Source organism: Acinetobacter sp. ANC_7513 (genome assembly GCF_056779915.1).
On the sequence record NZ_JBWYIW010000001.1, the window covers coordinates 83,340 to 98,347 of the forward strand.

Genomic DNA, 15,008 nt, shown 5'->3' on the forward strand with positions numbered 1-15,008 from the left:
GATCTGAAAAGTCAGTCGGATCGATTGCTTAATGGTATTAAATTGATTGCAGGGGCAGTTGATAGCTTTGTTTAATGATTTGACTGGGTAAATCCGTTTTCACACTGGTAATCCCATTTTTTTTGGTTAAGTGTTCTGACTGAAATTTACGATAGTTCTCCAAATCAGGTACGACAACTTTTAACATCGCATCACATTCGCCCAAAATAATATAGCACTCCATGACTTGAGGGAGTTCTTTCATCGCTTCAATAAAAGTATCGATGGTTTCAGCGTCTTGTCCCACCAACCAAATACGCGAAAATAGAATAAGTTGTAATCCGATTTTTTGAGGATCAACAATGGTTGTGTATTGCTGGATGACTCCAGCATCTTCGAGAATTTTTACGCGTCTTAAACAAGAGGATGGTGATAAGCCAATCTCTTTGGCTAAATCATTATTTTGAATTCGACCGTTGGTTTGAAGTTCATGAATGATACTTTTATCGATACGATCTAATTTAACTGAAATTGATTTAGATATTATTTTCATATATTAGAATTAAATTCTAAAAATTAAAGAATAAATAGAATATTTGAAATCCTATTTTATGTAAATTCGAAGATACTTTTTTTTCATTTTCATTAATGATGGAAGAAAGAAAATGTCTACCTATTGGTTATTTGCTTTGACAGTTATCCCTCTTATTTTTACGCCTGGTCCGGATATGTTATTTATTCTGTCACAGGTAATGGGTAAAAATGCGAAAGCAGGCGTTATGGCGACTTTAGGGGTGTGTTTGGGTTATTTCGTCCATTCTTTTTTAGTCGTTGTGGGTATTGCGGCTATCATTATTTCTTTCCCTATTATTTTTGAAACGATCAAATGGTTAGGAATCTGTTATTTGCTTTATTTGGCATTTAATTTGATTCGATCTGCGCTTAATCACAAAAATATTGAAATTAAACAAAGCCAGGTCATTAGTCCGATTCGACGCGGTTTTATAACATCCTTACTTAATCCTAAAGGTATGCTTATTTATTTTGCGATTTTGCCTCAATTTATTAACCAGCATACCTCTTCGATTATGGGACAGGGGATTGTCTTATCCCTAATCTTCATTGGATTATGCTTAATTATTTATTCATCATTGAGTTTTGTATTTGCATTTTTGACACAGAAAACAGGGATAAATGAAAAACGTCAAAAATGGATTGATGGTGGTTCGGGAGTGATGCTTTCATTGGCAGCAACATGGCTCATTGTGAATTAACATTAAAAAAGCGCAAACTGATGTTTGCGCTTTCTATTCAAATAGATTTAACTTTGGTTAAATTATACTCAAAAAGAATAGCTGTTATTGTAATTTTTGCTGTCTGTTATGACATTTTTTACCTCAAATTTGGTGACTCACGCCAACGCTTTTCAACGTAAAATAAGAGTCTACAGCATCAATTCAACTGATGTAGTTAATAAATTAAAAAAATATTAAAAATCAAAGTTTAATTTTTTACAAAAAATATTGAAAAGCTGACAAATTTATTAACAAAATAATTTCGTGAACGCTCCGTTCAACGAAAATTACGCTTTTTTACAGCAGTTTTGTGAATTGTGACTTGACCGAAATGCCAAACACATTGCAAGATAGGACACCTAAAAATTTTAAATGAAGAGTTATTATAACTTTTCTGAATATTTACTTCTGTTAAAACAGCCGAGGATTACATGAAGGCTCTTGTTGCTGTAAAACGTGTGGTTGATGCCAACGTTAAAGTTCGCGTAAAGCCGGACAATAGTGGGGTTGACCTTACTAACGTTAAAATGTCAATTAACCCATTCTGTGAAATCGCAGTGGAAGAAGCGGTTCGCTTAAAAGAAAAAGGAACTGTTTCAGAAATCGTTGTTGTTTCTATTGGTCCTAAAGAAGCGCAAGAACAAATCCGTTCTGCAATGGCGCTTGGTGCAGACCGCGGTATCCTAGTTGAAGCTGATGATAGCCAACTTGGTGCTTTAGAAGTTGCGAAGATTCTTAAAGGCGTTGTAGACGCTGAACAGCCACAACTTATCCTTCTTGGTAAACAAGCAATTGATGACGACTCTAACCAAGTTGGTCAGATGCTTGGTGCATTACTTGGTGCTGGTCAAGGTACATTTGCTTCAGAAGTTAAAGTTGAAGGCGATAAAGTACAAGTGACTCGTGAAATCGACGGTGGTTTACAAACTGTTGAACTTGCACTTCCAGCGATCATTACGACTGACTTACGTTTGAATGAGCCACGTTATGCGGCGCTTCCAAACATCATGAAAGCACGTAAGAAACCGCTTGATACTAAATCTCCTGCAGATTTTGGTGTTAATCCTGCAACTAAGCTTAAGACTGTTAAAGTTGAAGCGCCTGCTGAACGTAAAGCTGGTGTTCAAGTGAAGTCTGTTGATGAGCTTGTTGAAAAACTAAAAAATGAAGCGAAAGTGATCTAATACAGAAGGATAAAAATCATGAGTATTTTAGTAATCGCTGAGCACGACAACAAAGCACTTAACGGTGCAACTTTAAACGTTGTAGCTGCGGCTCAAAAAATCGGTGGTGATATCACTGTATTAGTTGCTGGTTCAGGCGCTCAAGCAGTTGCTGATGAAGCTGCTAAAGTTGCTGGTGTAAGCAAAGTTCTTTTAGCTGACGATGCTGCATATGCAAACCAATTGGCTGAAAATGTAGCGAAGCTTGTTGCTTCAATTGGTACAGGCTATTCACACATTCTTGCGGCGTCTACAACGACGGGCAAAAACGTACTTCCACGTGCTGCAGCACTTCTTGATGTAAGTATGATTACTGACATTATTGCAGTTGATGGTCCTAAAACTTTCAAGCGTCCAATCTATGCTGGTAACGCGATTGCAACTGTAGAGTCTGGTGAATCAGTTGTTGTTGGTACAGTTCGTGGTACAGCGTTTGATGCAGTTGCTGCTGAAGGTGGATCTGCTGCGGTTGAAGCTGCAACTTCTACTGGTGATGCGGGTATTTCTAAGTTCGTATCTGAAGAAATCGTAAAATCAGAACGTCCAGAATTAACAGCAGCTCGCATTGTTGTATCTGGTGGACGTGGTGTAGGTTCTGGTGAGAACTACCATAAAGTACTTGATCCATTAGCTGATAAGCTTGGTGCAGCTCAAGGTGCATCTCGTGCAGCAGTAGATGCTGGTTTCGTTCCAAACGATATGCAAGTTGGTCAAACGGGTAAAATCGTTGCGCCAGACCTTTATATTGCTGTAGGTATCTCTGGTGCGATTCAGCACTTGGCAGGTATGAAAGATTCTAAGGTGATCGTTGCGATCAACAAAGATGAAGAAGCTCCAATTAATGCAGTAGCTGACTACTGGTTAGTAGGTGACTTAAATACAGTGGTTCCAGAATTAGTTTCTAAAATCTAATTCCTGAACACAGTTTAAAAATGCTCTTGTGCAAGCAGTGAAAGCAATGTTTTACTGCTTTGTGTAAGGGCGTTTTTTTATGCAAAAATTTTAAAAGTACTCGACAATCGAAACTAGAGTATTTCATTTGTATGAAAAGTGATAAAATCCCAGTTTGCTTTTTCTTCTGTTTTTAATCATGCCCTTTTCCAAAGCCGCCCATATCCTGTTCATTAGTTTTCTGCTGATTGCGCTTTATCTTGGTATTTGTATTCATACTGCCTTGAATGCACCGCCTGAGGTGACTCAGTATTTATTTAGTGAGTCAGGCGCTTTTGAAGTCATGAGTCCATGGTTATGGTACTTGCTGGCAGTGCTGTGTTTGCTTAATGTTGAAATCAAACCCCATACCCGAGTATTTACGGCTATAGCAGCGACATTGTTGGGATTACGGGAAATGGATTTTCATAAGCAGGTGTTTGAAATGAGTTTTATCAAAACTAATTTCTATCGTAGTGCTGAAATTCCGCTCATGGATAAGCTACTCGGATTTATTTTATTGCTCGGCATTATCTTTGTCTTTCTGGTATTGGCGAAAAAATTGGTTCAAACCATACTAAGCATGAAAGATTCATTGAATATTGCACATTTTTTTATTTTCCTCACCATTGCCTGTGGCGGACTAAGCAAAGTGCTGGATCGCACGACCTCAACCCTGAAAGATGAATTCGGCATCCAGTTGGTGCTGCATACTCAAATCATGATTATGACCATTGAGGAAGGGGTGGAGATGTTATTGCCAGTTCTATTGATTGTGGCTGTGCTGAGCTATCGTAAAGTACTGAACCAGGCACAATAAAAATATAGAAAAAATTATGAAGATGCGCCAGTTGATTGGCGCATTTTTTTTGTACTAATGTATTTCTCAAAATTTTGGATATTGAAAAATCCTGTCTGGATGCGCTAATTTTTGGTTTTGAAATAACAAGAAAATGATCGCTAAAATGAAGATAATTAACAAGGTTAGGCTGAATATTTCGACACAAAAATACGGATTTGTGCTATAATTTGCGGCTGAGTTTTAGAATTTAGCTCCATAGATTTTGGGCTAATTTTTTGCAAGATTGATTATATAAATCGAGCAGTTTCTTCAAGCTGTTTGTAATAAGGAGTATGCATGAGCGTATCGGAAATTCGACCGATTGCCATTGAGGATGAACTGAAGAGCTCATATCTCGACTATGCTATGAGTGTCATTGTCTCTCGTGCACTACCAGACGTTAGAGATGGTTTAAAGCCAGTTCATCGCCGTGTTCTTTATGCGATGCATGAGCTTGGAAATGATTATAACAAAGCTTACAAAAAATCAGCGCGTGTCGTTGGTGATGTAATCGGTAAATACCACCCTCATGGTGACTCTGCTGTATACGAAACAATCGTTCGTATGGCACAAGATTTCAGTTTACGTTATCAGTTGGTTGATGGTCAGGGTAACTTCGGCTCTGTTGATGGTGACAGTGCAGCAGCGATGCGTTATACCGAAGTGCGTATGCGTAAATTAACGCATGAACTGTTAGCTGATTTAGAAAAAGATACAGTAGAGTGGGAAGATAACTACGACGGTTCTGAGCGTATCCCACAAGTTATGCCAACTCGTGTGCCAAATTTACTCATTAATGGTGTCACGGGTATTGCTGTAGGTATGGCAACCAATATGGCGCCGCATAATATGACTGAAGTGGTCAATGCGTGCTTAGCCTATGCCAATAATCCGAATATCAGTATTGAAGGATTGATGGAACATATTTCGGGTCCAGACTTTCCTACAGGCGGTATCATTTACGGTAAATCAGGTATTGTTGATGCTTACCGTAGTGGTAAAGGTCGTTTATTTATTCGTGGTAAGTACCATTTAGAAGAAGACCAAAAAACAGGTCGTACGACGATTGTATTCACTGAAATTCCATATCAAGTGAACAAAGCAAAAACGATTGAACGTATTGCTGAACTTGTGAAAGAGAAGAAGCTCGAAGGTATTTCAGAGTTACGCGACGAATCTGATAAAGAAGGGATGCGTATTGCAATTGACTTAAAGCGTGGCGAAAACGCTGAAGTAATTGTTAATAATTTGTTCCAAAATACTCAGCTTCAAAATTCATTCAGTATTAATATGGTTTGCTTGGATAATGGCCAGCCAAAGCTGATGAATTTAAAAGACATCATTGCTGCTTTCATTCGCCATCGTCAAGAAGTTGTAACACGTCGTACGATGTTCGAATTACGTAAAGCGCGTGAACGTGGTCATATCTTGGAAGGTTTAACGGTTGCTTTAGCAAATATTGATGCCATCATCGAAACCATTAAAACCTCTGCGAATCCGCAAGAAGCACGTGAACGTTTGCAAGCAGGGGAATGGTCTGCAGGTGGTGTAGTTGCTTTATTAGAAAAAGCAGGTTCAGTTTCTGTTCGCCCAGATGAGATTGAGGGTGAAGATCCTAATAAACCGTTTGGATTATCTGGCAATATTTATCGTCTCTCGCCGACTCAAGTGGGTGCAATTTTAGAATTACGTTTGCATCGTTTAACTGGTTTAGAACAAGATAAGCTGCATGCAGAATATTCTGAAATTTTGGCACAAATTGCAGAGTTGACAGCAATTCTTAATGATTTTGAATTGTTGATGAACGTGATTCGTGAAGAGCTTTCACTTATTCTTCAGCAATACGGTGATGAGCGTCGTACTGCGATTGTAGAATCTCGTGTAGATTTCTCTCGTGAGGATTTAATTCCAGAAGAACAAGTTGTTTTAACCGTTTCTCAATCAGGCTATGCGAAAACACAGCCACTTTCTGATTATGCTGCGCAACGTCGTGGTGGGCGTGGTAAATCAGCAACGTCTATGAAAGAAGATGATTACATTCAACATTTGATTGTGACATCTAACCATGCAACAGTTTTATGCTTTACCAATGTCGGCAAAGTCTATCGTTTAAAAGTTTTTGAAGTGCCTCAAGCTTCTCGTGGTGCAAAAGGTCGTCCTATGGTGAACTTATTGCCATTAGATGAAAATGAGACAATTACTGCTATTCTGCCAGTGATTGATGCACCGAAGAAATTTAAAGAACGTCTAGCCGATTTCCGTCAGTTTGTTAAATCTCATCAAGCTCAATTACAGCAAAACGAAATCATTGCTGCACACTATGATGCATTAGAAAAATCATTTGCTGATCTAGCAGATGGTGACGATCTATCGGACGAATTGCGTACACATCTGAAAGAGTTAGGAGTTGAATTATCAACTACAGATCTTGATGATGAAGTAGTAGTTGAATTTGCTGAGCTTGCAGAAAACTTACGTAAAAACTTCTATGTCTTTATGGCAACTGAATACGGTACGATCAAGCGAGTTGAACTTGAGCAGTTCTCTAATGTACGTTCAAATGGTTTACGTGCAATCGAGTTAGCTGGAGATGACCGTTTAATTGGTGTTGCGATTACTGACGGTGAACAACAAATTATGTTGTTCTCGAATGAAGGTAAAGCGATTCGATTTGCAGAAACTGATGTACGTGCAATGGGTCGATCTGCGAAAGGTGTACGTGGTATGCGTGTCACCATTGGATTGGCTCAAGCGGAAGAAATTGAAGATAATGATGTAGATTCAGAAGATGAAGATACGGATTCTAATTTCCTAAGCCGTATTGTTTCATTAGTCGTTGTTCCGGAAACAGGTGAAGTGCTTTGTGCTTCAGCAAATGGTTACGGTAAGCGTACGCCAGTGGATGACTTCCCGACCAAGAAACGTGGTGGTAAAGGCGTCATTGCGATCAAGACATCTGATCGTAATGGTGAGCTAGTTGGTGCGGTAGCGATCGATGTCAGCAAAGAAGTCATGCTGATTTCTGATGGTGGTACGCTAGTACGTACTCGTGCATCTGAAATTGCTCAGACGGGTCGTAATGCACAAGGTGTACGTTTAATCCGCTTAGGTGAAAACGAGACATTGGTTGGTGTTGAAGCGATTGAAGCTGTTGAGGAAGATGATTTTATAGAATCAGTTGAAGGTGAAGAGGCTTCAATTGAATCTAATGAATCAGTAGATACTCAAGAAATTGATACGACTGATAGCGATGAAAAATCTACAGATGAATAATTTGTAGGAATTAAAAAAGGACGCTGAAGCGTCCTTTTTTAATTAACAATAGTCTAAAAAAGAATTTTAATTAAAAATGAAACTCAAATTTAATTATAGCTTGCTGATTGTAATAACACTGTTTATAACAGCATGTAGTGAACCCTTTCATTTCAGCTGAATGAAGGAGAGAGGGGAATCTGAGGAATATTGTTCATAAACAAAACATTCAGCTGTAAATACTGATGCGCTTTATAATGGTGAGATGTTTTAAGTGTTCGCTTGAAATGAAAGACAATACAACGAAATAGTCATAATAAATTTTGTCAGATTGAGAGCTGTTGTAGTGAGCGATTTAAACTTACTAACTACGGTGTCTCTCAAAATATAGTAAACATAAATCTCTGATAAATGTAGAGCTTATTGAAAAAATAGCTTTAGTGTGAAAACAAGATTGAAATTATTTAAGTTGAATATACTGCAAGCTATGGTTATCTGTGGTTAAATGCCATCATTTTATTGTGTTTCACTCTGAAAGGAAAAATCATGCGCGCGTACAACTTCTGTGCTGGTCCTGCTGCATTACCTACTGCTGTATTAGAAAAAGCTCAAGCTGAGATGCTTGATTGGCAGGGTAAGGGCCTATCAATCATGGAAATGAGTCATCGTAGTGCAGACTACGTCGCTGTTGCTGAAAAAGCAGAAGCAGACTTACGCAAGTTGATGAATATTCCTGAGAACTACAAAGTGCTTTTCTTACAGGGTGGTGCTTCTCTACAATTCTCTGCGATTCCATTGAATCTATTAGGGAAAAATAACAAAGCAGATTATATCCATACTGGCATTTGGTCTGAAAAAGCTTTAAAAGAAGCAAAACGTTATGGCGAAATTAACGTGATCGAAGCTGGTATTAAAGATGCAGATGGTAATCTTGCAATTTCTGATGAAAGTACATGGAATTTATCTGCTGATGCTGCCTATGTTCATTATGCCGATAACGAAACGATTGGTGGTATTCAATTTAAAAATATCCCAACTACGGATAAACCACTGGTTGCAGATTTATCTTCTAGTATTTTGTCGGCACCAATTGATGTTTCAAAGTTCGGTCTTATTTACGCGGGTGCGCAAAAAAATATCGGTCCTGCTGGTTTAACTTTGGTAATCATTCGTGATGATTTATTAGACCAAGCAAAAGAAGAAATTCCGAGCATTTTGAAGTATTCAGCGCAAGCGAAGAATGATTCTATGGTGAATACACCGTCTACTTATGCTTGGTATTTATCAGGCTTAGTATTTGAATGGTTGCTTGAACAGGGTGGTGTAGAGGCAATTCATCAAGTGAACCAGCAAAAAGCTGAATTGTTGTATGGTTATATTGATTCAAGTGACTTCTATGCAAATCCAATTGCGAAAGAATATCGTTCAATTATGAATGTGCCATTTACATTGGCGAAGCCTGAACTTGAAAAGCAATTCCTGAAAGAAGCAGAGGAAAATAATTTATTAAATCTTGCAGGACATCGTTCAGTAGGTGGTATGCGTGCGAGTATTTACAATGCAGTGCCACTTGAGGGTGTACAAGCTCTTGTGAAATTTATGGATGATTTTGCGAAGCGTAATGCTTAAAAATCAGTTTGTAAAAAAGCCTGTCATATGACAGGCTTTTTTTTATGCACTAAAACGCAGATGAAAGTAATCAACACTAATTTATTAAAATGCTGGGATAAGATTGGTAAAGTGGAAAATAAAAGCAGCGAGGAAAACACCTAAGAAAAAGAAACAGTAAGCACCCTTGTCTACTCGAATACGAGGGCGTGCTTGTTCCATTAAGCCTGTTGATTGTTCCGGTATAATTTTCATCTAGGAGCCTAAATATTACTTTATAGTTAAATCCTATTTATTTGATGTATTTTTAGCATAAATATTCGCCTGAATCCATATATTTCCACGAATATATTGACCAATTTCGAAATTTTTATAATTCTCATCCTTAGTCGCGATACGAATAAGTGTAGCAGGTTGGTTTTCTTCTAAAATAAGTGTTACATCATAAAGTTGATAAAATTGATCGTTGAACTGCATTTGGGTCTTGCCAACCACTTTTCCTTGGAACCAGGCCTCATCTTCCTGACCCATGGTTTCACCGTACAAGTAAGCCACCATTTTCGAAAAATCGACCGTTACAGGTTCTTTATCGGCATCTGATTTAGGTTCCCAAGCATCAATCAGCTGCTGTAAATTATCTGGCGCTACACCATTGTGTTCACTCAAAATTTCATTTAAAGCACGATGGTGTTTAATTGAAGCTGGATCATCCACAACAATTTGTTCTTGATCAGCAACTTTTTCTAGCTCATAAGCCCACGCATTTAATTGGACTTTATAAGATTGATTTTTTTGGTATTGAATTTGGTTAACACTGTATAAGCTATCAAAAGCATAAACCACACTATTATCACTAACTTTTAATTGTAACACTGCTTGCGTGTTGGACTTACATGTAATGATGCGTTCAATCGTCGCGTTCAACGTATAAGGACTATCAAAAGTAGGGAAGGCTGTTTTGACTGCTTTAGGTTTATTGTCTTCTACAGCAATGACTTGAACCAATTGGATAGGTTGTTGTTTAGGTCCTTGAATTAGCCAAACATTCGGATCCATATCTTGTTCTTCAGCACAAATCCCCATCGGCATGACAGGTGCATTTAGTGCTTCACTCAACCATTTTGGAACCTGAACAGTCGGATCATCAGTTAACAGCGCCCAATGTTCTACATGGCTACCAAAGCTTTGATCTTCTATCGTAATAATTTCAGGTTTGTTTTGATTGTTCATATGCTCATTCTAAGATTGAGTGAATTACTTTATGTAATATCGAGGATAATTGATATTTTTCAAGTCTTGAATTGTTTTTTCTTTATGCAATCCAAAAGTTTAACGTGGCATAAATGAAAAAGAGCACCTAAGTGCTCTATGGGAATCATGAGTTAGAACTTAAATGTAACATCTGCAATGAATTGACGACCGATTTCAGGACTTGGTGTTGGTGTCACTGAGGATGTATTGGAAGAAAAATACTTATTTTTACGGTTAAGTACATTATTAATGGTTAAACCAAAAATAGTTTGCGTATTCTTTGAACTCGGTATTGTGTAGGTAGTACGCATATCCCAATTCAAAGCATTTTTCGTTTTGTATGCAGTGTAAGTGTCATATTTCATACCATCGAGTTCATAGACAAATTCAGTTTTACTGGTACTCAGGGTTTTTTTCATACCTGGTGTCCCTGCACGATAGCTAAGATAATGGTTAATATTTAAAGGAATATTATTAAAACCAATATTCCAATCTAGTCTAACTGTCCATGGAGTATTGAAATTATCAGTGGGTTTATCTTCAGCATTAATCAGTTTGCCATCATAATAAATTTGTGATGTACCTGTGTAGTAGTTGCTTTCATAGCTATCAAAATTACGATTTGTATCTGTCATATCGGCATTTAGGCTTAAATAATGCACAGAATTTTTAAATACAAGTGGTTTAATATTTTTTAAAGAGAAAGTTAATATTTCAGCTTCAGATTTTCCTGAGTTGTTATAAGACTTATTACCTTGCTGCTGGCGTAATTGGTCTTTGTTCTCTCGCTGAACATATTTTAAACCAGTATTGATGTTCCAAATATTGGTGTTAAAAGCAAATACAGATTCATCTGAAAACGGCGTATCCAGCTCTGACCTTGATTTGAAGGATGGCATAAACGTCGGGTCGAGTTCCCAATCTTCAGAAAGACTATTTCTCTTAAATTTTGTCTGTAATCGACCTCGTTGAGCTTGTAATTCGTTGGCGAATGCGTTTAAACCATAATAGCGATTCCAACCAGCCGTGATAAATAATTGATCATTGCCAAATGGCTTCAAAACAAATGAACTACGAGGTGCAATATTGGTGTTTTGAGTCAGTGAATCATAATCAGCTCGTAAGCCTAAACTAGATTGAATAAATGGATTAACATAAATTGAATCTTCGAGATATGCATGCCAACGATCTTGGCGTACATTGATTTGTCCTGCATCATATTTAAATCGTTGCGTTAAATATTGCCCGTCAATTGAATTACCTTCGTCACAAGCATCATAACGACGACCATCAGAAGTGTAACAGTTTAAGTTTTCAATATTTTTCGAAGCGATAGTAGTTGTGTAATAATTATTAGAAACTTCAGGTCTTTCCCAATACGCTTCATAATGACCATAACCTGCACCCATTTTGAATTGGTGTGATGAGTTCGCAAAGTTTATTGGTTCAAATAGGGCTTTGATTGAGTATTCGAGTTTTTTTTCTTCTTGTGATAATGCACCATAGTTTCCATAAGATTGCGTACTTAAATTCGGATTCCAATTCTTTGTTGAAGATCGAGCCCACACATACGCATCTTGCTCTGCCTTTCGCGAGTTTTTTTGTGTTTGAAAATTAAGTTTTTGTTCTAACCGAACAGCATTTAATTTATTTTTTAAATTGATATAAATACTTTGACTATCAGATATTTGTGTGTTTTCTGAGTTTAAAAATGTAGCATTGAAGTACTCACCTTTATTTTCAAATAGCTGAGTTCCTATTTTTAATGAGGTTTTATCTGAAGGTGTATAGAAGAGTTCGACACCATAATTGCTCGCAGCACGTGTTTGGTCTAATTCTGCTGGCTCAATAAAATTCGTTTTTAATGGAATTAAGGAATGTCGAAAAGAGCCAAAAGCATTGAAACCTAATTGGTCTGTGAGATTACCATACAGTGTTGCACTGACTCCTTGTTTAGTAAAGAAAGGTTGATTTTTTTCACTGTTGGAGGTTTCAAATTCCTGTTGGCTTTCTGGATCAGGAAAGTTGATTTTAGACCAAGAATCAGATGTATAATCATAGGTAATATTACCGTGAATTTTGCCTACCTTAGTTTTTGGTGCGCAGGTTTCTGCACTCACTACACCGCCAGTAAATTCACCATATTCAGCGCTCACATTGCTATCAAGCAGTTTAATATTACAAATCAGGTCTGCATTGACTGCAACAGCTTGACTAGAGCCGAGTAGTTCATTATTTGAGTTCGATGTTGTTGCACCCACAGGGTTAATATTATTGTTAATGCTCATCCCATTGATTAGAAATTTATTTTCATAGGGTAAACCGCCATTGATGCTAATTTCGGCTGGGCTAAGTTCACCTTGTTGTAAGCCACTTTTAAAATTATTACCAAATTGCACATTAGGATTTACTTTTAAAAAATCAGTAATGTTCTTAGAACTATTGGGTGTCTTGTCTAAGTCATCCTTCGTATAGAGGGTTTTTCCAACTTCTTGTTGCTCAGTTGCATTCGTTACAATTGTATTGAGTTTGATTGAATCATCATTAGCTGTTGAATTTATTTCTGTTTCATTTGCACAAACTGTAGTTGAGAGAATCGTAAGAATGGCTAAATTTAATTTTGAGCGTACAAATGACATGATTTAACATTGAGAGAATAAAAACGATAGCGATTATCATTTAACAATACTTATTTCACAATATTAATGAGAATAATTATCAATACTATATTCCGATTAACATAATATAAAAAAGCGATAGTTAAAAATTGGAACAAAAAGCCCCAATACTTTTCAATTAAGATCAATCCACAGGATGATCAAGATTTCTAAAATATTGGGGTATTTAAAGATTTTTACTCTGAAACGAGTGTTTCAAGTAAATGGGGCGCTAATTTATTTAAAATATAGCAGAATAATTCAGCTGTTTTCTGTGTGTCATACAAAGCAGAGTGGGCTTCTTTACCATCAAACTCGATGCCAGCTTGAATACATGATTTAGCCAAAACAGTTTGTCCGAACATCACAGCACTCAAAGTCACCGTATCAAAAACCGAGAAACTATGAAATGGATTTTGATTCTTAGTTCCAGTACGTGCAATTGCCGCTTTTAAAAAACCAAGATCAAAATGAGCATTGTGTCCAACTAGCACAGCATGTGTGCATTGTTGTTGTTTGCGTACCTCATTAATTGCTTTGAACATACGTTTAAGTGCAGACTTTTCATCTTCTGCCATCGCTACACGCATTGGATTAAAAGGATCAATGCCAATGAAGTCGAGTGAGCGACGATCTAAATTTGCACCTTCAAATGGATTGATGTGTGCATGATGCGCTTGACCAGGTACAAACTTTCCAGATTCGTCGTAAATGATTGGAATACATGCTATTTCAAGCAATGCATCGGTATCCGCATTAAAACCAGCTGTTTCCACGTCAACAACCACGGGTAGGAACCCGCGGAAGCGTTGACCGATGACAGGTAATGTTTCAGTGGTCACACTTTTCTCCATTGAATTGTTTTACCTGCATAAAGAGGAATGATCTGTTCGCCATCTAAATATTCAAGGCTTTCAGGAATCACTTGATCTTCTTTGATCAATGTAATGGTTTCAGTATTACGAGGTAAACCATAGAAGTCTGCACCAAAGAATGAAGCGAAACCTTCAAGACGTTCAATTTTACCGGCCTGATCGAATGCTTGAGCATACAATTCAATTGCAGTTGGAGCGCTATAACACCCAGCGCAGCCACATGCATTTTCTTTCGCATTTTTAGAGTGCGGAGCGCTGTCAGTACCTAAGAAAAATTTAGGGTTGCCACTTGTTGCGACTTCTAACAAAGTTTGCTGATGTGTCTGGCGTTTTAAAATTGGCAAACAATAGAAATGCGGTTTAACACCACCAACCAACATGTCATTGCGATTGAATAACAAATGTTGTGGTGTAATCGTTGCTGCCACGTTGCGATCTTGCTCAAGTACAAAATGTGCAGCTTCGCTTGTGGTGATATGTTCTAAAACTAATTTCAATTTTGGAAATTGTTTAAGCAGCGGTGCTAAAACTTCATCTAAGAAACGTTTTTCACGATCGAAAATATCAACATGATGATGTGTTACTTCGCCGTGGAGTAAGAGAGGAACTTGATGTTCTTCAAGTTGCTCAATGACGCTATACACTTTACGTATATCACTAACGCCATTATCAGAATTCGTGGTTGCTCCAGCAGGGTAAAGCTTAATTGCATTTACATATGGAGATTTTTTAATTTTTTGTACTTCTTCAGGAGAAGTATGATCCGTAAAGTAAAGCACCATACGAGGATCGAATTTTACATTTTCAGGAACATGCGCCATGATTCTTTCACGATAGGCATGTGCCTCTTCCACAGTTTTTACAGGTGGAACTGTATTTGGCATACAGATTGCGCGATGAAATTGCTTCGCCAAATCAGGAACAGTACGTTGAAGTGCTAAACCATCTCTTAAATGAGCGTGCCAATCATCTGGCTGGATTAAAGTGATCGTATTCAAGGCAAGTCTTACTGAAAAAATAACATAGATGATAATCGATATTGCTTGAAATTGATAACGACAAAAGCCGATAAAAGGGGTTTTACATCTATTTGTGCT

At 37.5% G+C, this 15,008-nt stretch carries 12 protein-coding genes; 6 read left to right on the plus strand and 6 right to left on the minus strand.

Features of this window, described 5'->3' with window-relative positions; all coding sequences use genetic code 11:
• Positions 1-37: 37 nt before the first annotated feature.
• Positions 38-532, minus strand: a complete 495-nt coding sequence (locus AC1M9B_RS00400; protein WP_092765973.1) for an Lrp/AsnC family transcriptional regulator — start codon at positions 530-532, stop codon at positions 38-40.
• A 112-nt stretch (positions 533-644) separates the two neighbouring features.
• Between AC1M9B_RS00400 and AC1M9B_RS00405 the strand changes: the two genes are divergently transcribed.
• The 6 genes from AC1M9B_RS00405 to serC all read left to right on the plus strand — a co-directional run bounded on the left by AC1M9B_RS00405 (position 645) and on the right by serC (position 9,149).
• Positions 645-1,253: a LysE family translocator gene (locus AC1M9B_RS00405; protein ID WP_035266421.1), complete on the plus strand. Its 609-nt coding sequence runs from the start codon at positions 645-647 to the stop codon at positions 1,251-1,253.
• A 452-nt stretch (positions 1,254-1,705) separates the two neighbouring features.
• Positions 1,706-2,458 (plus strand): electron transfer flavoprotein subunit beta/FixA family protein, encoded by a 753-nt coding sequence (locus tag AC1M9B_RS00410; RefSeq protein ID WP_035266425.1) that lies wholly within the window; start codon positions 1,706-1,708, stop codon positions 2,456-2,458.
• 18 nt (positions 2,459-2,476) lie between these two features.
• Complete coding sequence (locus AC1M9B_RS00415) at positions 2,477-3,409, plus strand: FAD-binding protein (RefSeq protein WP_092765976.1); 933 nt, start codon at positions 2,477-2,479, stop codon at positions 3,407-3,409.
• 178 nt (positions 3,410-3,587) lie between these two features.
• Positions 3,588-4,247: a hypothetical protein gene (locus tag AC1M9B_RS00420; RefSeq protein WP_481608288.1), complete on the plus strand. Its 660-nt coding sequence runs from the start codon at positions 3,588-3,590 to the stop codon at positions 4,245-4,247.
• A gap of 318 nt (positions 4,248-4,565) precedes the next feature.
• Positions 4,566-7,541, plus strand: coding sequence for a DNA gyrase subunit A (gene gyrA / locus AC1M9B_RS00425; RefSeq protein WP_481608289.1), 2,976 nt, complete (start codon positions 4,566-4,568; stop codon positions 7,539-7,541).
• 525 nt (positions 7,542-8,066) lie between these two features.
• A complete protein-coding gene (gene serC, locus AC1M9B_RS00430; RefSeq protein ID WP_035266433.1) occupies positions 8,067-9,149 on the plus strand; it encodes a 3-phosphoserine/phosphohydroxythreonine transaminase in 1,083 nt (360 codons plus the stop codon).
• A gap of 84 nt (positions 9,150-9,233) precedes the next feature.
• On the opposite strand, the gene AC1M9B_RS00435 is transcribed toward serC, so the two are convergent.
• From AC1M9B_RS00435 to pyrC, 5 genes are all read right to left on the minus strand, one after another.
• Positions 9,234-9,383 carry a hypothetical protein gene (locus tag AC1M9B_RS00435; RefSeq protein ID WP_171076764.1) on the minus strand — a complete coding sequence of 50 codons (150 nt, stop codon included), beginning with the start codon at positions 9,381-9,383 and terminating at the stop codon, positions 9,234-9,236.
• A gap of 33 nt (positions 9,384-9,416) precedes the next feature.
• A complete protein-coding gene (locus AC1M9B_RS00440; protein WP_035266435.1) occupies positions 9,417-10,358 on the minus strand; it encodes a hypothetical protein in 942 nt (313 codons plus the stop codon).
• Positions 10,359-10,510: 152 nt separating this feature from the next.
• Complete coding sequence (locus AC1M9B_RS00445; protein ID WP_481608290.1) at positions 10,511-13,018, minus strand: TonB-dependent receptor plug domain-containing protein; 2,508 nt, start codon at positions 13,016-13,018, stop codon at positions 10,511-10,513.
• A gap of 215 nt (positions 13,019-13,233) precedes the next feature.
• Entirely contained in the window at positions 13,234-13,890 is a 657-nt protein-coding gene (rnt, locus tag AC1M9B_RS00450; protein ID WP_035266446.1) for a ribonuclease T, read from the minus strand.
• Positions 13,875-14,909, minus strand: coding sequence for a dihydroorotase (gene pyrC / locus AC1M9B_RS00455; RefSeq protein ID WP_481595616.1), 1,035 nt, complete (start codon positions 14,907-14,909; stop codon positions 13,875-13,877). Before pyrC ends, rnt begins: the two co-directional genes overlap by 16 nt.
• Between the last annotated feature and the right edge of the window lie 99 nt (positions 14,910-15,008).